This window comes from Ruegeria sp. AF1 (assembly GCF_056542125.1).
Genome location: NZ_JBQFZG010000004.1, coordinates 199,189 through 217,008 on the forward strand (window position 1 = coordinate 199,189; position 17,820 = coordinate 217,008).

A 17,820-nucleotide genomic window follows, 5' to 3' on the forward strand; every position below is an offset into this window, starting at 1 on the left:
CATGCTTTGGGATGCTCTGACCCTTCAGCTTGGCTATAACGCCACGCTGGTAGCCATCGGTGCGACATTGCTGGGCGTGTCGGCGGGCGTAACGGGGACATTCCTGTTTCTGCGCAAGCGCGCCCTTGTCAGCGACGCAATCAGCCATGCAACCCTGCCGGGCGTCTGTATCGCATTCATGGTGCTGGTCGCTCTGGGCGGGGACGGGCGCAACCTGCCGGGCCTGCTGGTTGGGTCCGCAATTTCAGCCTGGGTTGGTCTGTTGTGCATGAACTGGCTGACACGGCGTACCCGCCTGGCTGAGGACGCCGCGATCGGTGCGATCCTGTCTGTGTTCTTCGGCTTTGGGATCGTGCTGCTGACGGTCATCCAAACCATGGGGGTTGGCCGTCAGGCCGGGCTGGAAGGTTTCCTGTTGGGTTCGACCGCCGGAATGCTGTGGGCCGATGCGGTGATCATCGCACTTGGTGGCGCCTTGACCTTGGCTCTGGTGCTGATCATCCGCCGTCCGATGACCCTTGTCGCATTCGACCCCGAATATGCAGCGGCGCGCGGGTTGCCGGTGCATCGTATCGATCTGGCCATGATGGGGCTGGTCATGGCCGTGACCGTGGTCGGCCTGAAAATCGTCGGCCTGATCCTGATCGTGGCTTTACTGATCATTCCGGCAGTGACCGCCCGGTTCTGGTCTGACCGCTCGGAACGCGTTGTTCTGTTGGCCGGGCTGGCCGGTGGTCTGGCCGGATATATCGGCGCTGCCATATCCGCATCTGCGCCCAATCTTCCAACCGGCCCGATTATCGTGCTGGTCAGCTTTGCCTTTTTCCTCGCCTCCCTCTTCTTCGCCCCGATGCGCGGCGTTCTGGCGGCAGTGCTGCGGCATCTGCGGTTTCAGCGCCGAGTGCATATTCGTCAGGGGCTTCTGGCGATGGCGCAAGGGCAGAAGATCTATGAGCCCCTGACCTTGCGTTTGCTGCGGCGTGCCGGGCTGGTCCGGGCGGATGGCGTGGCGACGGACACCGGCAAGGCCCGCGCGGCCAAAGCCCTGCGGGATGAAAAGCGATGGGAAATCGTGCGTGCCGATCAGGCGCACGAGGCGACAGCTGCGCTCTATGACGGGTTGCGCGATATCGAAACCGTTCTGACACGGGACCAGATTGATGAGATCGACCGCCAGATTGGCGGACCGCAAGGGATACCGGCATGAGTGGTGAAGAATTCGTCCCGCTGTCTCTGACGCCGCTGCTGATCGGAACATTTGCGGCCATCGCCTGTGCCTTGCCCGGCAACTTTCTTGTGTTGCGAAAACAGGCGCTGATCGGCGATGCGATCAGCCATGTAGTGCTGCCGGGTATCGTTGTCGCGTTCCTGCTGACAGGGGCCATATCCACCTGGCCGATGATGTTGGGCGCGGCCGGGGCCGCGGTTCTGGCCGTGGTCCTGATCGAGGCGATTCGCCGACTGGGGCAGATCGAACCCGGGGCCGCCATGGGCGTGGTTTTTACCACCATGTTCGCGGCAGGCGTCCTGCTGCTTGAGCAGACGGATACGTCAACCGTGCATCTGGATGTGGAACATGCGCTTTACGGCAATCTCGAAAGCCTGATCTGGCTGGACGCGACCGGGTGGTCCTCGCTGCTGGACGCTCAGGCCCTTGCCGGATTGCCCCCGGAACTGCCCCGTATTGCGCTGACACTGGTGGGTGTGATGCTGTTTACATGGCTGTTCTGGCGACCGCTGAAAATATCCACCTTTGACGAAGGTTTCGCCCGCACGATTGGTATTCGCACGGGACTTCTGGGCATGGCGCTCGTCATCACTGCCGCTATCGCGGCGGTTGCCGCTTTTGACGCGGTAGGCTCGATCATCGTGATCGCGATGTTTATCTGCCCTCCGGCAGCCGCGCGGATGCTGACCAACCGGCTTGAGGCGCAGATTGGCTGGAGCGTCGTGATCGCTATAACCTCTGCCGTGACAGGGTATGTGCTGGCAGGATACGGGCCCCTGTGGCTGGGCGCAGCGGATGCGGTCAGTGCGGCAGGGATGATCGCAACGATGTCCGGGCTGATCCTGGCGCTGGCGGCCATGTTTGGCCCATGCCGCACACGTGTTGGTGTTCAGACATCAGCCTGAGACGGCATTTTCCTGCCGCAGATGCCCGAGCGTCATCGGCCAAACTCTGCCCAGATGCCGTTAAGGTTAATCTTAAGCAGATTTTTGGGAAGTCTCATGCTAGAGGGCTGCCCATTGACTAGCTGAACACACCACTCACTTTGGTACGCCCGGATGGTACGGAATGGGATTCATTCACAGCTATCCGGGTGCCCCTTTCCGAACAGAAGACATGCTCAAACCGGTGGTAGAATCGTGCGCGGTTGTGCTAGGTCTAGGGGTATGGCGCAGACAAACCCCAATATCAGCGAAAATCGCCCCGTGATCAGACAGCTTGACGATGCTGCGATCAACCGTATTGCGGCGGGTGAAGTGGTGGAACGCCCGGCCTCGGCCGTCAAGGAACTGGTCGAGAATGCACTGGATGCCGGGGCCACGCGTGTAGCCGTCGAAATCGCCGACGGGGGAAAGACGCTGATCCGCGTGACCGACGATGGGTGCGGTATCCCGGCTGAAGATTTGCCGCTTGCCCTGTCGCGCCATGCCACATCAAAGATCGACGGATCGGATCTGCTGAATATCCACACCTTCGGGTTTCGAGGCGAAGCCTTGCCTTCGTTGGGGGCTGTCGGACGCCTGACCATAACCAGCCGTGCGCCGGGTCTGGATGCGGCGCAGATCCATGTCGCGGGTGGCAAGATGGGTTCGGTCAAGCCTGCCGCCCTGCGCGCGGGCACGGTGGTCGAGCTGCGCGATCTGTTCTTCGCCACCCCCGCCCGGCTGAAATTCATGCGCACCGATCGGGCCGAGGCGCAGGCGATCACGGACATGGTGAAGCGGCTGGCGATGGCTGAGCCATCCGTCACATTTACCCTGCGCGATGTCTCGGGCGGTGGCGTAGGCCGCGTGATCTTCCGCGCGGATCGCGAGAATGGCGACCTGTTTGACGCCTTGCACGCCCGTCTTGCCCGTGTGATCGGGCGCGAGTTTGCTGAGAATGCGCTGCGGGTCGATGCCTCGCGCGACGGCCTCAGGCTTTTTGGCTATGCGGCCCTGCCGACCTATTCCCGTGGCGCTGCGGTGGCGCAGTACCTTTTTGTCAACGGGCGTCCCGTGCGCGACAAGATGCTGACCGGCGCTTTACGGGCGGCTTATTTCGATTTCCTAAGCCGGGACCGTCACCCGGCTGCGGCATTGTTCATCGACTGCGACCCGACATTGGTTGACGTGAACGTTCACCCTGCCAAGTCCGAGGTCCGGTTCCGCGATCCCGGCGTTGCGCGCGGGCTTATCGTATCCAGCCTGCGCCACGCATTGGCAGAGGCCGGGCATCGCGCGTCCTCGACCGTGGCCAATGCGACCTTGGGTGCAATGCGACCGGAACCCGCGCAGTCTGCACCAGCGCGGGTCTATCAGATGGATCGCCCGTCGCCTGCAGCGCGCCAGGCTGCGTACCGGGCACAGGCTCCGGGTTTTGCGGAACTGGCGCATGATTACAGCGGCAGCATTGTCGATCCGATCCCGGTTGCACCCGCTTCGCAGGGTCAGGAGCCTGATGCCCAGAATCTTCCACTGGGCGCCGCGCGCGGACAGGTGCATGAAAACTACATCATCGCCCAGACTGCCGATGGAATGGTGATCGTTGATCAGCACGCCGCGCATGAACGGCTGGTCTATGAAAAGCTGAAAACACAGATGGCCAAGACGGGCGTTGCGGCGCAGGCGCTTTTGATCCCTGAGATTGTTGAGTTGTCCGAAGGTGACTGCGCCCGTCTGATGGCTGTCTGTGATGACCTGTCCCGTTTGGGGCTGACCATCGAACCCTTTGGCGGAGGCGCCATTGCCGTGCGCGAAACCCCGGCCATTCTGGGCGAGGTCGATGCGCGCGCGATGATCCTGGATATCCTCGACGAACTGGCCGAACAGGGCGAAAGCCAGATGGTGCAGGCAAGGATCGAGGCGATTCTCAGCCGGGTTGCCTGCCACGGCTCGGTTCGGTCCGGCCGCCGTATGCGGGCCGAGGAAATGAACGCGCTGCTGCGCGAGATGGAGGCGACGCCGCATTCCGGCCAGTGCAATCACGGGCGACCAACATATGTGGAACTGAAGCTAAGCGACATCGAACGCCTGTTCGGGCGCAGTTGATCCATTGGCCACTGCAGGTTAGTAAGAATAAAACAAGAACATTCGAGGCGACATGATCAAGATTGCAGGAACAGAATATGCACTGGATGACCCGGTTGTTCTTATCGTGGGCGGAACAGTTGCGCTGATCCTGCTACTGCTGTTCCTGTCGTTGCGCGCCGCTAATCGCTCGGCCCGGATGGCGGAACCGCTGGCGCGGCAGATGGCGCTTCTGGGTCAGCATGTGCAGCAGCTGGGGCAGGGGCAGGAACAGTTGCGCGGCGGCTTGCAGCATGTTTCGGACACGCAAGCCAACGCGCAGGTACAGGTGATCCAGACGGTCGAGGCACGCTTGTCCTCGGTCCAGCAGCAGATGAATGACCGGCTGGCGGATAACGCGATGAAATCGGCCCGCGCGCTGGCCGAGATGCAGGAACGGATGAAGGAAACCCTGCACGGTTCGTCAAAACAGACGGCGACATCACTGACGCAGCTGCAGGAACGTCTGGCCGCCATCGACAAGGCGCAGGACAATATCACGAAACTTTCGGGCGATGTTCTCAGCCTTCAGGATATCCTGTCGAACAAGCAGCGGCGCGGGATGTTTGGTGAGATTCAGCTGAACGATATCGTGTCCAAGGCACTGCCCGCGGACAGCTATTCGCTGCAAGCCACCTTGTCGAACGGCAGGCGCGCGGATTGCCTGGTGCATCTGCCTAACCCGCCTGGCCCGATCGTGATTGACGCGAAATTCCCGCTTGAGGATTTCGAAGCACTTGCCGCCGCGCAGACCAAGGCAGATGTTGAAAGATGCCTGCGGGCTTTTGGCGCTGCCGTGAAAGTGCATATCAAGGCCATTTCCGAGAAATACATCCTCGAAGGGGAAACCGCTGACGGTGCCCTGATGTTTGTCCCGTCCGAAGCGATCTATGCCGAGCTGCACGCCCGCCTGCCCGATGTGGTGCGCGAAGGGTTCTCCGCACGGGTCTGGATCGTCTCTCCCACCACCTGCATGGCCACGCTGAACACGATGCGGGCGATCCTTAAAGATGCGCGCATGCGTGAACAGGCCGGTGCGATCCGCAAAGAACTGGGATTGCTGCACAAGGATGTGGACCGTCTGGGTGACCGCGTTTCAAACCTCGACCGTCACTTCGGTCAGGCGGCCAAGGATATCTCGGAAATCAAGATCAGTGCCGAAAAGGCCGGCCGCCGGGCGCAGCGGTTGGATAATTTCGACTTCGAAGAAATCGCGCCCGATACTGAAACAGAGGTTGTACCTCTGGCGCGTCACGAAGGCTGAGGATCCTGTTGAAAAACTGAACCGGCACCGGGCCGGTTCTGATGGGCCAGCGCCTGCAAGCGTTCAGATACGCAGAAAGGGCTGGAACAGGCGCGGCATCAGCTTGTTGAATTTCAGCGGCGCATCCGTAACCGCCAGACAAATGCAGTCTTCCGAGATATCCGCCACAGGCGTATGTTCAAGATCCTCGTCAGCGATCTCGACATCGCCGCGGGCAAAGCGGTCAACCTCGTCCGAGAAAGCCCCTTGCAGAACCATTGTCAGCTCCATGCCGTTATGGCCATGATCCGGTACGGCGGCACCGGCTGGGATGAACAGCAATCGGGCGGTGGCGTCTTTAGTGGTCGGCAGGATCGCCTGTTTGACGCCCATGCCAATCGGCCTCCAGCGGATGTCCTTGACTGTTCCACCCACGTAATCCTGCAACGGGGCCGGCAGAACTGCACATCCCGGGCGAACGGGCTTGGGCGCCGGAGCACCCTTGGCGATCAAAGCCATCGTGGCCGCCAGAGAGGTTTCGCTCATGCTGACTGCCTCACTCTGCTTGTCAAGAACTTGCCCGCCAACGGCGTCATAGCTTTCTGCGCGCGCACGGCAGTGGTCGCATAGGGACAGATGCGTGGCGACCATCAGATCGAAGGCTTCGGGCAGGTTGCCTGCGGCATAGGCCATCAGCAGGTCATCTATCAGGTGATGTTTGATCAACTTGTTCATCTTACTCATCTCAATTCATCGCGTGGCGCAAGCGATCCAGCGCCAGCCGTATCCGTGACTTGATTGTTCCCAGTGGCAATCCGGTTTGTGACGCTATTTCCCGGTGACTCAGGTCGCCGAAATACGCCTTCTCGATCAGGTCCCGCTGCGCATCCGGTAACGCCTGCAAGGCGGTGCGCAGTTGCGCGGTTTCCTGTTGCAGCGCGATGACGTCATCCTGATCGGGCTCTGCCTCGGGACCCCAACCCAGATCCTCGGGTTCAGGACGGCGTTGCTTGCGCAGCACGTCAATGCGCTTGTTCCGTGCGATGGTGAACACCCACGTGGCCACAGTGGCACGCGTCGGATCGAACAGGTGGGCCTTGTGCCACAAGGTCGCCATCACCTCTTGCGCGCACTCTTCTGCCATGGCGGCATCAGCCCCTGACTTCATCAGAAAGGCCTTGATACGCGGCGCGAAGTGCTGGAACAGATCGGCAAATGCCGCCTGATCCTGCGCATCCCGGATGCGTCTGACGTGGTCCACCCATTCGGCCCTGGTCTCGCGCTTGCCGTTGATGTCGTTCACCCGCCTACCCTTGATGTGTTTGTTGATGCGCCAAGGTTGAGGGGCGGGTGTTTCAACCGCTGGTCCGTCCAAGGTCGCTGTATTGGTCTGGGTAAACATAACCACATTACGGCGCACGCCCCAAGCCGGATCACTTTATCGGGACATTTTGTTCGCGGCGCTGATCCGCCTGTTTGTTCAAGATCAAAGACGCAGGCCGCTGTCGGTGGTTGTGATGGCGTAACAACCGCGAACACGAGGAGTGGAAGAGATGTTGGAAATCTCGGCAAGAAAAGTCGCCCAGGTCGCCATGATGGGCCGCGAACTGAACCGGGCCGAGGGCGAATTGCGGGCGTTCATCGACCGCATGAGCGAAGACGAGCAGGCCGAACTGGTTGCCATCATGTGGATCGGGCGCGAGAGCTTTTTCGCGGAAGATCTGGCCGAGGCCATCGCCACCGCCAAGTCCGAGGCTTCGACCCCCTGTGCAGACTACCTGATCGGAACACCGCACATGTCTGACCACCTTGAGAATGGTCTGGACGCACTGGGAATATCTGCGGAAGACGTAGAAAACGATCTGATGTAGGCCCTTCGGCGGCATCACCCAAAAACAGACTTGTGCGTTGGTCGCCAGCGTCGGATACCAAGGCCAACGCGCCTTCCGCTGCGCGGGCACTCCTGTAAGTGAGGAACAGGTAGGGCAGACCGGTCGCGAATAGCTGCACGCGTCATCTCAACAAACTTTAATGATTCCGACTGGCGGCCTTAACGGTGGCCTCCCTTATTTGAAGCTATCACAACCAAGCAACTCAAATATTGGAGGAACCAGCAATGACCCATGCACAGACGATTGACACTCATAAGGGCCTCTTGGACGGCCTCTTTGCCAAATATGCCGACGCAAAAGTTTAACATTTCCGACGCCAGATTTTCTCAAAAACCGTTCGGAAGCTGGAAAAGCTCAGCGACAAGCAGCTGAACGATATCGGCATTCCCCGCGACCAGATCCGTCGGCGTGCTTATCACAGCGTGTATCACAACGCACCCTACCAGCAGTGACCCGAAAGTTTCGCAACCCTTGCGTGAGGTAATCAGTATGTTTGACTTTATCCCCTCGACCAATCAACCGACCCCGGCCGCCAGCGCCTTGTTGCTGTTTGATCGCGCCATGCGCATTCGAGCCATCAGCCCGGATATCGTTCGGGCCGCCCAGCATCTGAACGGCCTGACCGACCATCAGCTGGCAGAGCTTGGCATCAACCGCAGCGATGTCGAAGACACCATCGAGCGCTATATTTGAAGATACCTTCAGAGGAATCCAGACGAGTTTACCATGCCTGAAGAAGAACAATGAAAGCCATTCCAGAAACTCTGGAATGGCTTTTTTCGTGCGATCAGGCCGTATGATCCACGATCTGCAAGTGCTGGGCCAACCTGTCGATCTCGGCCATCCAGCCCTGTACCAGTTTTGGGTCGCTCGGGGCTGCGTGAACGCCTGCCGGGATGGCGCGGTTCAAAACGGCCTCGACGGCAAGTGAAACCGGGATCGATACCAGACGCGCCATTGCTGTGCCGCGCTCATCGCCCCAGGCGTCCATGACATAGGTCTTGTGCCAGACAGGAACGCCGTCTTTCTCGGCTTTCAGTCCAACACACAGCACAACGCGGTCGGGCTCACCTTCGTCATAGGCGTTTTCGCTCCAGAACTGGTCAGACATCTCTTTCAGACGCGCATCCCCTTCCGGGCCCGACAGGGTTTCGATTTCACGGAACACATCCGACCACGCATCCGCCCAACCGTTCAGGCGCAGGGTGCCGCGGACGAATTCTCTGACTGGCCAGTGATCCTCGAACTGGTACTGCGCCTTGAACGGGATCGAGTCGCGGTTGGGATAGACCTCGAAACTTTCCGGCGTTGGCAGCGGCGCGATATAGCTGCTGATCGCATCCCACGGACGGGCAACGTCCAGCGGGGCATAGTCGCGGATCGACTTCGACGGCGACCGCAGCGCCTTGAGCACACCCAACGGCGACCAGCTGAACTTGTAGCGGAACGGGTTCGGGATCTTGGGAATGCCACCGCAATACGAAATAAAGCTCAGGTGGTTTTGCGGATCGAACGCATCCGAGGCGCGATAGTCATCGACCAGTGCATGGGCCATCAGGTGGTCGATGCCCGGATCCAGACCAACTTCGTTGACCAGCGCCACACCGGCCTCGCGCGCCTTGTCGTCCAGTGCGCGCATTTCGGGCGCGATATACGATGACGACACGAAATTGGCCTGTTTCGCAATCGCCAGTTCTGCCAGTGGTACGTGCCAGTCGCCCGGCAGCATGGACACGATCACGTCGCCCTTCTCAAGCACACCACCCAGAGCGTCGATGTCGAAGGCGCGAATATCGTTGGTCAGGTCCCCAACCTCGGCCCTGGCTTTTTCGACCGTCCGGTTCCAGACAGTGACCTTGTGACCGCCCTCGATCAGACGGCGCAGGCCGGGGATGGCCGACAGGCCGGTGCCACACCAGTGAATCGTCATCGCTCAGATCCCTTCGATATGTGTTTTGTAAGTTGCTTCTGCCCGACCCCAGACGCCGCTGTCCAGATCGGTCAGGGTCAGAAGCGACGGCAAAAGCTGTGCCGCATAATCTTCCGAACTTTCGACCGGCAGCATCGACGGCAGGTTATCGATGGCCATCACGTCCATCACCGGATCGGTTGCCACGCGCAAAGCGGGCGCGTCCCATGTGGTTGCACGGTCATAGACCGGCACCGGGTTGTAATCACTGTCCGGGTCGCAGGCGACATCGCCGATAGCGGTCAGGGTGCGCGGGGCAGTCAACGCCTCACGCGGAACAAAGACCGGGGTTCCGGGGCGCGCGAAGATGCAGTTCAGGAACAGGTCGTGGTCCAGAATTTCCGGAAACGGTCCGCCGCTGGCGGTTTCCGCCATGTCCCATTTGGTGACGTCGACGCCCATCGCGTCGCACAGGTCTGCGGCCCCCGTACCCACGCGACCCAGTGCACCGATCACGATGGCGCGGGGGCGTGGGGCTCCGGTGGCGTCCAACTCGGCCAGCAATTCAGCGTTCAGAACGTCTTTGCCTGCATATACTCCAACCGGCGGGCATGCGTCGCCCCGTTGCTGTGCCGCCCACGTCTTGAGCGTTACCGCAGCACCGGCATACCCGGCCCAGTAACCAAAGGCGGCAACGCGGCGGCCATCTTCGCTCACCAGATATTCCAGATCATAAAGCGTACCGCCCCCGGCCTTGAACCGCTCCAGCAGCGCACGACCCGAATGCTGGCCCTTATAGGCATGGCCGAACATGATGTGGCGATGGGGCAGGGGGGTGCCATCTTCGGGCAGTTCCTTGAGGCCAAAGATGATCGCGTCCAGCGGGGCCTCGGGCCACGAATTCTCAGCCGCGATTGCACAGCCAGCGTCCTTGTAGCCATCAATCGGAATGGCGCGGACATAGCTTTCCTCAACCGTCACGCGGATACCTGCGGCGATCAGTGCTGCGGCTCCTTCGGGTGTCAGCCCCACCCGTTCCTCGTTCGGGCGCTGTTCCGCCCTGACCCAGAGATGTGTCATCTTACTTCCTTTTGTCAGAGCATCCCGGCAGCGCGCACCGCCTGAACCGAAGGCCGTGCCTCCATCGCCTCGCGGAAGGCGATGATCCTGGGAAAGGCCGAGACATCGACGCCGTCGCCTTCCAGCCAGCTGCAAACCACATAAAGATAGGCATCGGCCAGAGAGAACGCGTCCCCCAGAACAAACGGCCCGCGCAGCCCGTTTGACGAGATATAGTCGCAAGATGCAGTCATCGTCTGCGCGACCTTGTCCGTCATGTCTTTCCAGCTGGATTTCTTATCGGCCCAGCGATGCCCGCGCAGCTTGTGGGCGTGGTTCACATGCATGGTCGAGGCCAGATAGAACATCACCTCGCGCATGCGGGCGGCCATGACCGGATCAGCTGGCACCAACCCGGCCTCGGGTGCCTTGGCCGCAATATATTCCAGCAACGCGCCGGTCTCGGTCAGGATGCCGCCATCGACCACCAGCGCCGGAACGCGCCCCTTGGGATTGATCTGCTTGTAGGCCGGTTTTGTCTGTTCCCCATCGGCAAAGTCCAGCTTGATTGCTTCATAGTCCAGTCCGGCCTCTTCCAGAGCAATCGCAACAGCGACCGAGATGGTTCGGGGTGCGTAATAAAGCTGCATCGGGGATCTCCAATCTGCTTCCTACAGGTGGGTCTGCGCAAACTGCCGGTCAGGTGCTTCCAGATGCGGCACCGCATTGAACAGGACCGGGCTCAGCTGCGCGCCAATCGGGTGCAGACGATGCATCGACGTGTTCATGATGGCAAGGGCCACCCGCGCCATCGACGGGATGTCCAACCCCATCGCCTGCCGCACCACCATCGAGATCAACCCGCCCGAGGTCACGACGATGGCCGGTCCGCCCTCGGTCCCGATCTCGTGCAGCGCATCGCGGACGCGGGCTTCAAACGCCTCGAAGGTTTCCGGAGCGTTCTCGATCTTTCCGCTGGCCCAGGCCGCGAAGGTTTTGGGCAAGTGTTCGACAAATCCCTCTCGATCGGTCGGGATTTCGACGCCATGCTGTTCTTCGAATAACTGTGCAAGGGTGAAATACTCGATCTCGTTCAGCCGTGCGTCGTAGACAGAATCGGTCAATCCCATGCTGGCCACCGTCTCGGTGTGGCGGGTCAGGGTGCCACAATAGACGCGTGTATAGTGGCTGCGGGTGTCACGCAGATGCGCGCCCAGCCAGCGGGCCTGTTGATGGCCCAGATCGCTCAGCTTGTCATAGCTTGCTTCGTCGCGCGCTGTCGTGTTTGCCTGCCCGTGGCGCACCAATGTGATATGTGACATGTCGCTCCCTCTTGCGCCGAAGTCTTAGGGCAGGTTCCTTGCCGGGACCAGAGGGGTTTCTTGATCTCGCCGGAAAAACATTCGCAGCTGTCCGGTTTCTGGCTATGGTCGCCCTGACCAACTGCGCCCGGAGGGATTCATGGCCGTCGATCACACGCGTTTTCTGGATGATCTGCACAAGCTGCGTGAATTCGGTGCCTCGGGTGTGGGCAAAGGAGTCATCCGCCCGGCCTATTCAAAAGCGGATATCGCGGCGCGCCAATGGCTGGCGGACCGTATGGCCGACGCAGGTCTGACACCGCATTTCGACCCGGTCGGCAACCTGTTCGGGCTGGCGCCTGGCCGTTCTCTGCTCATGGGGTCGCATTCCGACAGCCAGCCCGAAGGCGGCTGGCTGGACGGCGCGCTCGGCGTGATTGCCGCGCTGGAGATCGCGCGGTCCAGCGACCAGCCGATCTCGGTCGTCAGTTTTCAGGACGAAGAAGGCCGGTTCGGTGTGACCACGGGCTCGGCGGTCTGGTCCGGCGGTCTGCCGCTGGACAAGGCCGATGTGTTGACCGACGGTTCTGGCGTCAGCTTTGGCGAAGCCCGATCTTCCATGGCGGACCTGTCGCAGGGTTTCGTCGATCCCGCGCGGTTCAGCGGCTTTGTCGAGATGCATATCGAACAGGGCCCCTCTCTGGACGCAGCGAACGAGCAGATCGGCGTCGTTACCGATATCGTCGGCATCCGGGACATGTCGATCACCTTCGAAGGGCAGCAGAATCACGCGGGCACCACGCCGATGCATTTGCGCCGCGATGCGTTTCAGGCGTTGTCACTGTTCAGCACGCGCCTCAACGAACGGTTTCGCAACGTGGTGACACCGCAAACCGTCTGGACCATCGGGCGGGTCGACCTTCACCCCAATGCGTCGTCCATCGTGCCGGGTCGGGCGCGGTTCTCGATGCAGTGGCGCGATGGCGATCCGGATCGGCTGTCGCGGATGGAGGAGATCATCCGTACCACAGCACAGGAAATAGCCAGCGAACAGGACATGGTGCTGACCTACGGCCCTTTGCTCGGGTTGGAACCCGTCACGATGGATCAGACCCTGCGCGTGGCGCTGGAACACGGTGCCGAACAGGTGGCCCCCGGCAGTTGGCGCAGGATGCCGTCGGGCGCGCTGCACGATGCCACAAACGTGTCGCGCCTGATGCCTGTTGCGATGCTGTTTGTGCCCTCAATCAACGGTATAAGCCACGATTTTGCCGAAGATACCGCCGAAAGCGATCTTGTGTCCGGGCTGAGGGTGCTGGATCTCGCAGTGCAGTCACTTGAAGGGCGGGTGCGATAAGGTGCGGGTAAAATACTGTTTTTACAGGCCATTGCGGTTGGTTTGTCTGGTGTTATCGTCGCGCTCGAAACTGTGATCAGCAAACCCTTGCAAAAGCCAAAAGACCAATGTTGCCTAACGGAAAAAAGTTTCCTATAGGAACGCTAAGGATGCATACGCCCGTATACAGACTTGTCCCACAGGCGGTACTCTGGTTCGCAAGTTGACCGGAATCGTTGCAAAATTGATAGCGTGGGGCAGACTGACGGGAATGCGTTCGAAACCGAAAGATACGAAAAGGTATCCAAGATGACCGAGATTAGACGCACGCCGTTGTATGGGCTTCACGTTGAGTTGGGCGGCAAGATGGTTGATTTTGCCGGGTGGGAGATGCCAGTTCAGTATCCGCTGGGGATCATGGGCGAGCATAAGCAGTGCCGCGAGAAGGCGGCGTTGTTTGATGTGTCGCATATGGGTCAGGTGATTTTGCGGGGCGAGAATGTGGGCGAGAAGCTGGAAGCTCTGTGTCCGCAGGCTTATGCGACGCTGAAGGAAGGCAAGGCGCGGTACGGGTTCTTCACCAATGCCGAAGGCGGGATCATGGATGACCTGATCGTGTCGAATGCGGGGGATCATTACTTTGTGGTCGTGAACGCGGCGCTGCGCCATCAGGACATTCCGCATATGCGCGACAATCTCGAAGGTGTCGAAGTGACCGAGATCTTCGACCGCGCGCTGGTGGCCGTGCAAGGTCCCAAGGCCGAGGATGTGGTGGGCGCGCTCTGCCCTGCGGCGCGCGACCTCAAGTTCATGGAAACCACGATTGCTGACATCCTGGGTGTCGAATGCCGCATCTCGCGGCTGGGATACACGGGTGAGGACGGGTACGAGATCTCGATCCCCGAAGACAAGGCGATCGAGATTACCCGGGCGTTCCTGGCGCATGAGGATTGCGAACCGGCGGGTCTGGGCGCGCGCGACAGCCTGCGGCTGGAGGCGGGTCTGTGCCTGTACGGCAATGACATTGACCAGAGCACCTCGCCGGTCGAGGCCAGCCTTGGCTGGGCGATGCAGAAACGCCGCAAGGAAGAAGGCGGCTTTCCGGGTGCGGAACGTGTGCAGCGCGAACTGGCCGAGGGGCCTGCGCGCAAGCTGGTGGGCATCAAGCCCGACGGCCGCGCGCCCGCGCGTCAGGGGGTCGAGGTGCAATGCCTTGAGGGCAACACCATCGGTCAGATCACCTCGGGCAGCTTTGGCCCCACGGTCGGCGGCCCGGTTGCAATGGGCTATGTGTCCGCGGGCCATGGCGAGCCGGGCGAGAAGGTCAACCTGATCATCCGGGGCAAGGCGCAACCGGCGCAGATCGTGGCGCTGCCCTTCGTCAAACAGAATTACAAGCGTTGAAGTCAGGAGAGAGACACCATGGCAACCTATTATTCCGAAGAGCATGAATGGCTGGCGGTCGAAGGCGACACGGCCACGCTGGGCATCACCAAACACGCGGCCGAGCAGCTGGGTGAGGTGGTCTTTGTCGAGCAGCAGGAAGTGGGCGACGAGTTCGACAAGGACAGCGAGATCGGCGTGATCGAATCCGTCAAGGCCGCCTCCGAGCTTTACGCGCCGGTTGATGGTGAGATTATCGAGGTGAACGAGGCGCTGGCCGACAATCCCGGCGCGCTGAACGACGACCCCGAAGGCGAGGCCTGGATCTACAAGATCAAGATCGCCGATGCCGCGCAGCTGGAAGATCTGATGGACGAAGCCGGCTACAAGGCCTTCATCGGCTAAATCCGGCCCGGAGCCCCAGAGACCGGGGCTCCCCGCTTCATCTTTTTCCAAATACTCCCGCCGGAGGCATCTGCCAGAGCGGCCGGGCGAGACATTCTTTGAGGAGCGCTGCAATGGCCTTCAAACTGACCGACTACGAAGCCTATGACTTCGCCAATCGCCGCCACATCGGGCCCAGCCCGACCGAGATGCGCGACATGCTGCAGGTGATCGGCTTCAAGACGCTGGACCAGCTGATCGACGCCACCGTCCCGCCCGCGATCCGGCAGAAGGAGCCGCTGGACTGGGGCCCGGCGATGACGGAACGCGATGCGCTCTTTCACATGAAGCAGGTGGCGGGCAAGAACAAGGTTCTGACCTCGCTGATCGGTCAGGGCTATTACGGCACCACCACCCCGGCGCCGATCCTGCGCAACATTCTGGAAAACCCGGCCTGGTACACGGCCTACACACCCTATCAGCCCGAGATCAGCCAGGGCCGGCTCGAAGCGCTGCTGAACTTCCAGACCATGGTCAGCGACCTGACCGGGCTCGATGTGGCCAACGCCTCGCTGCTGGACGAAGCCACTGCCGCAGCAGAAGCCATGGCAATGGCCAAGCGCGGCGGCCGGTCCAAGGCCAATAACGCGGCCTTCTTCGTCGACCGCAACTGCCATCCGCAGACCATCGCGGTCATCAAAACCCGCGCCGAGCCGCTGGGCATCGACGTGCAGGTGGGCGATCCCGATCAGCTGGATGCAGGTGCCGTCTTTGGTGCAATCTTCCAGTATCCGGGCACCCATGGCCATGTGCGCGACTTCACGAACGAGATCGCGGCGCTGCATGACCATAACGCCATCGCCGTTGTCGCCGCCGACATCCTGTCGCTGGCGCTGCTGAAATCCCCCGGCGAGATGGGCGCGGATATCGCCATCGGCTCGACCCAGCGCTTTGGCGTGCCGATGGGTTATGGCGGCCCGCACGCCGCGTATATGGCGACCACCGACAAGCTGAAGCGCTCGATGCCGGGCCGGATCATCGGGGTCAGCATCGACAGCCGCGGCAACAAGGCCTACCGCCTGGCGCTGCAGACCCGCGAGCAGCACATCCGCCGCGAAAAGGCGAACTCGAACGTCTGCACCGCGCAGGCGCTGCTGGCGGTCATTGCCTCGATGTATGCGGTCTATCACGGACCCGACGGCATCAAGGCGATCGCGCAATCGGTGCACCGCAAGACCTCGCGCCTGGCCGCCGGTCTGGAAGAGGCGGGCTTTGCGGTGGAACCCGAAGTGTTCTTCGACACCATCACGGTCGAGGTCGGCCACCTGCAGAACGTGGTGATGGAGGCCGCCGTGGCCCGTGGCGTCAACCTGCGCAAGGTCGGCGAGACCCGCGTGGGCATCAGCCTGGACGAACAGACCCGCCCCGAAACCATCGAGGCGGTCTGGGGTGCCTTCGGCATCGACCGCAAGGATGACAGCTCGAACAAGCAATACCGCCTGCCGGATTACGCGCTGCGCGAAAGCGAGTACCTGACCCACCCGATCTTCCACAAGAACCGGGCCGAGGCCGAGATCACCCGCTATATGCGCCGTCTGGCCGACCGCGATCTGGCGCTGGACCGGGCGATGATCCCGCTGGGCTCGTGCACCATGAAGCTGAACGCCACGATCGAGATGATCCCGGTCACCTGGCCCGAGTTCGGCAACCTGCATCCCTTCGTGCCCGAAGATCAGGCGCGGGGCTATCACGAGATGATTGCGGATCTGAACGACAAGCTGTGCCAGATCACCGGGTATGACGCGATCTCCCAGCAGCCCAACTCGGGCGCGCAGGGCGAATATGCGGGCCTTCTGACCATCCGCAACTATCACTTCGCCCGTGGCGAAGGGCAGCGCAATGTTTGCCTGATCCCGACCTCGGCCCATGGCACCAACCCGGCTTCGGCGCAGATGGTGGGCTGGCAGGTTGTGCCGGTGAAATCGGATGACAAGGGCAACATCGATCTGAATGACTTCCGCGAAAAGGCGGAAAAGCATTCGGACCATCTGGCCGCCTGCATGATCACCTACCCCTCGACCCATGGCGTGTTCGAGACCACCGTGCAGGAGGTCTGCCAGATCACCCATGATCACGGCGGTCAGGTCTATATCGACGGCGCCAACATGAACGCCATGGTCGGCCTGTCGCGCCCCGGTGACATTGGCGGCGATGTCAGCCACCTGAACCTGCACAAGACCTTCTGCATCCCGCATGGCGGTGGCGGCCCCGGCATGGGTCCGATCGGCGTCAAGGCGCATCTGGCCGAGCATCTGCCGGGCCACCCGGAATATGGCACCGCCGTGGGCCCGGTCTCGGCGGCCCCCTTCGGCTCGCCCTCGATCCTTCCCGTCTCATGGGCCTATGTGCTGCTGATGGGCGGTGCGGGGCTGACGCAGGCCACCAAGGTGGCGATCCTGAACGCCAACTACATCGCGGCGCGGCTCAAGGACGCCTATCCGATCCTCTACACATCGGAAACGGGCCGGGTGGCGCATGAATGCATCCTCGACACAAGGCCGCTGGACGAGGCGGCGCATGTCACCGTCGACGATGTGGCCAAGCGTCTGGTCGATTCAGGCTTCCACGCCCCCACGATGAGCTGGCCGGTGGCCGGAACCCTGATGGTCGAGCCCACCGAATCCGAACCCAAGGACGAGCTCGACCGTTTCTGCGACGCCATGCTCTCGATCCGCTCGGAAGCGCAGGACATCATCGACGGCAAGATCGACGCGGAAAACAACCCGCTGAAAAACGCCCCTCACACGGTGCGTGATCTGGTCGGCGACTGGGACCGCCCCTACACCCGCGAACAGGCCTGCTTCCCTCCGGGCTCCATGGGCGTCGACAAATACTGGTCCCCCGTCAACCGCGTCGACAACGCATACGGCGACCGAAACCTCGTCTGCACATGCCCACCCATGGACGCATACGAAGACGCCGCAGAGTAACACAACCCAACCCCGCCGAAACATCGGCGGGGTTTTTCGCCAATCGGA

The 17,820-nt window shown here is 61.3% G+C and carries 17 protein-coding genes; 11 read left to right on the top strand and 6 right to left on the bottom strand.

Going from position 1 to position 17,820, the window contains the following annotated elements; translation table 11 throughout:
* Nucleotide 1 precedes the first annotated feature (1 nt).
* The 4 genes from ACR0BK_RS09220 (at nt 2) to ACR0BK_RS09235 (ending at nt 5,539) form a co-directional block, all read left to right on the top strand.
* On the top strand, nt 2–1,207 hold the full coding sequence (locus tag ACR0BK_RS09220) for a metal ABC transporter permease (protein ID WP_480493931.1): 1,206 nt from the start codon (nt 2–4) through the stop codon (nt 1,205–1,207).
* Nucleotides 1,204–2,133 (top strand): metal ABC transporter permease, encoded by a 930-nt coding sequence (locus ACR0BK_RS09225; RefSeq protein ID WP_480474222.1) that lies wholly within the window; start codon nt 1,204–1,206, stop codon nt 2,131–2,133. Before ACR0BK_RS09220 ends, ACR0BK_RS09225 begins: the two co-directional genes overlap by 4 nt.
* Before the next feature lie 261 nt (nt 2,134–2,394).
* Nucleotides 2,395–4,257 carry a DNA mismatch repair endonuclease MutL gene (gene mutL, locus ACR0BK_RS09230; RefSeq protein ID WP_480493930.1) on the top strand — a complete coding sequence of 621 codons (1,863 nt, stop codon included), beginning with the start codon at nt 2,395–2,397 and terminating at the stop codon, nt 4,255–4,257.
* 52 nt (nt 4,258–4,309) lie between these two features.
* Entirely contained in the window at nt 4,310–5,539 is a 1,230-nt protein-coding gene (locus ACR0BK_RS09235) for a DNA recombination protein RmuC (protein ID WP_480517951.1), read from the top strand.
* Between the two features lie 63 nt (nt 5,540–5,602).
* Here ACR0BK_RS09235 and ACR0BK_RS09240 read toward each other — a convergent pair whose 3' ends face one another.
* Complete coding sequence (locus tag ACR0BK_RS09240) at nt 5,603–6,253, bottom strand: ChrR family anti-sigma-E factor (protein ID WP_480554421.1); 651 nt, start codon at nt 6,251–6,253, stop codon at nt 5,603–5,605.
* Nucleotides 6,254–6,263: 10 nt separating this feature from the next.
* Nucleotides 6,264–6,920 (bottom strand): sigma-70 family RNA polymerase sigma factor, encoded by a 657-nt coding sequence (locus ACR0BK_RS09245; protein ID WP_480517947.1) that lies wholly within the window; start codon nt 6,918–6,920, stop codon nt 6,264–6,266.
* A 151-nt stretch (nt 6,921–7,071) separates the two neighbouring features.
* Here ACR0BK_RS09245 and ACR0BK_RS09250 point away from each other — a divergent pair, with 151 nt between their 5' ends.
* The 3 genes from ACR0BK_RS09250 (at nt 7,072) to ACR0BK_RS09260 (ending at nt 8,103) form a co-directional block, all read left to right on the top strand.
* Nucleotides 7,072–7,389, top strand: coding sequence for a DUF3775 domain-containing protein (locus tag ACR0BK_RS09250; protein WP_209505065.1), 318 nt, complete (start codon nt 7,072–7,074; stop codon nt 7,387–7,389).
* A 341-nt stretch (nt 7,390–7,730) separates the two neighbouring features.
* Complete coding sequence (locus tag ACR0BK_RS09255; protein ID WP_480554435.1) at nt 7,731–7,862, top strand: DUF1127 domain-containing protein; 132 nt, start codon at nt 7,731–7,733, stop codon at nt 7,860–7,862.
* A 37-nt stretch (nt 7,863–7,899) separates the two neighbouring features.
* Nucleotides 7,900–8,103 (top strand): DUF1127 domain-containing protein, encoded by a 204-nt coding sequence (locus tag ACR0BK_RS09260; RefSeq protein ID WP_480474216.1) that lies wholly within the window; start codon nt 7,900–7,902, stop codon nt 8,101–8,103.
* A gap of 94 nt (nt 8,104–8,197) precedes the next feature.
* On the opposite strand, the gene ACR0BK_RS09265 is transcribed toward ACR0BK_RS09260, so the two are convergent.
* From ACR0BK_RS09265 to ACR0BK_RS09280, 4 genes are read right to left on the bottom strand one after another with little or no spacing between them, the layout of a single operon-like run.
* Entirely contained in the window at nt 8,198–9,340 is a 1,143-nt protein-coding gene (locus ACR0BK_RS09265; protein ID WP_480554422.1) for a saccharopine dehydrogenase family protein, read from the bottom strand.
* A 3-nt stretch (nt 9,341–9,343) separates the two neighbouring features.
* Nucleotides 9,344–10,399, bottom strand: coding sequence for a saccharopine dehydrogenase (locus ACR0BK_RS09270; RefSeq protein WP_480489468.1), 1,056 nt, complete (start codon nt 10,397–10,399; stop codon nt 9,344–9,346).
* A gap of 14 nt (nt 10,400–10,413) precedes the next feature.
* Nucleotides 10,414–11,028 carry a glutathione S-transferase family protein gene (locus ACR0BK_RS09275; protein ID WP_480474213.1) on the bottom strand — a complete coding sequence of 205 codons (615 nt, stop codon included), beginning with the start codon at nt 11,026–11,028 and terminating at the stop codon, nt 10,414–10,416.
* Nucleotides 11,029–11,049: 21 nt separating this feature from the next.
* Complete coding sequence (locus ACR0BK_RS09280) at nt 11,050–11,700, bottom strand: histidine phosphatase family protein (RefSeq protein WP_480554423.1); 651 nt, start codon at nt 11,698–11,700, stop codon at nt 11,050–11,052.
* 139 nt (nt 11,701–11,839) lie between these two features.
* Between ACR0BK_RS09280 and ACR0BK_RS09285 the strand changes: the two genes are divergently transcribed.
* The 4 genes from ACR0BK_RS09285 (at nt 11,840) to gcvP (ending at nt 17,772) form a co-directional block, all read left to right on the top strand.
* Nucleotides 11,840–13,036, top strand: a complete 1,197-nt coding sequence (locus ACR0BK_RS09285; protein ID WP_480554424.1) for a Zn-dependent hydrolase — start codon at nt 11,840–11,842, stop codon at nt 13,034–13,036.
* Between the two features lie 288 nt (nt 13,037–13,324).
* A complete protein-coding gene (gene gcvT, locus ACR0BK_RS09290) occupies nt 13,325–14,419 on the top strand; it encodes a glycine cleavage system aminomethyltransferase GcvT (protein WP_480554425.1) in 1,095 nt (364 codons plus the stop codon).
* 18 nt (nt 14,420–14,437) lie between these two features.
* Entirely contained in the window at nt 14,438–14,803 is a 366-nt protein-coding gene (gene gcvH, locus ACR0BK_RS09295; protein WP_480474211.1) for a glycine cleavage system protein GcvH, read from the top strand.
* A gap of 113 nt (nt 14,804–14,916) precedes the next feature.
* Nucleotides 14,917–17,772: an aminomethyl-transferring glycine dehydrogenase gene (gene gcvP / locus ACR0BK_RS09300; RefSeq protein WP_480476842.1), complete on the top strand. Its 2,856-nt coding sequence runs from the start codon at nt 14,917–14,919 to the stop codon at nt 17,770–17,772.
* Nucleotides 17,773–17,820: the final 48 nt, after the last annotated feature.

Bases quoted from the DNA above. Each gene is read 5' to 3' on its own strand.
- ACR0BK_RS09225 (WP_480474222.1), top strand. From the start codon at position 1,204: ATGAGTGGTGAAGAATTCGTCCCGCTGTCTCTGACGCCGCTGCTGATC.
- ACR0BK_RS09220 (WP_480493931.1), top strand. From the start codon at position 2: ATGCTTTGGGATGCTCTGACCCTTCAGCTTGGCTATAACGCCACGCTG.
- ACR0BK_RS09275 (WP_480474213.1), bottom strand. From the start codon at position 11,028: ATGCAGCTTTATTACGCACCCCGAACCATCTCGGTCGCTGTTGCGATT.
- ACR0BK_RS09285 (WP_480554424.1), top strand. From the start codon at position 11,840: ATGGCCGTCGATCACACGCGTTTTCTGGATGATCTGCACAAGCTGCGT.
- ACR0BK_RS09250 (WP_209505065.1), top strand. From the start codon at position 7,072: ATGTTGGAAATCTCGGCAAGAAAAGTCGCCCAGGTCGCCATGATGGGC.
- ACR0BK_RS09260 (WP_480474216.1), top strand. From the start codon at position 7,900: ATGTTTGACTTTATCCCCTCGACCAATCAACCGACCCCGGCCGCCAGC.
- ACR0BK_RS09265 (WP_480554422.1), bottom strand. From the start codon at position 9,340: ATGACGATTCACTGGTGTGGCACCGGCCTGTCGGCCATCCCCGGCCTG.
- ACR0BK_RS09270 (WP_480489468.1), bottom strand. From the start codon at position 10,399: ATGACACATCTCTGGGTCAGGGCGGAACAGCGCCCGAACGAGGAACGG.
- ACR0BK_RS09280 (WP_480554423.1), bottom strand. From the start codon at position 11,700: ATGTCACATATCACATTGGTGCGCCACGGGCAGGCAAACACGACAGCG.
- ACR0BK_RS09240 (WP_480554421.1), bottom strand. From the start codon at position 6,253: ATGAACAAGTTGATCAAACATCACCTGATAGATGACCTGCTGATGGCC.
- gcvH (WP_480474211.1), top strand. From the start codon at position 14,438: ATGGCAACCTATTATTCCGAAGAGCATGAATGGCTGGCGGTCGAAGGC.
- ACR0BK_RS09235 (WP_480517951.1), top strand. From the start codon at position 4,310: ATGATCAAGATTGCAGGAACAGAATATGCACTGGATGACCCGGTTGTT.
- gcvT (WP_480554425.1), top strand. From the start codon at position 13,325: ATGACCGAGATTAGACGCACGCCGTTGTATGGGCTTCACGTTGAGTTG.
- ACR0BK_RS09245 (WP_480517947.1), bottom strand. From the start codon at position 6,920: ATGTTTACCCAGACCAATACAGCGACCTTGGACGGACCAGCGGTTGAA.
- gcvP (WP_480476842.1), top strand. From the start codon at position 14,917: ATGGCCTTCAAACTGACCGACTACGAAGCCTATGACTTCGCCAATCGC.
- mutL (WP_480493930.1), top strand. From the start codon at position 2,395: ATGGCGCAGACAAACCCCAATATCAGCGAAAATCGCCCCGTGATCAGA.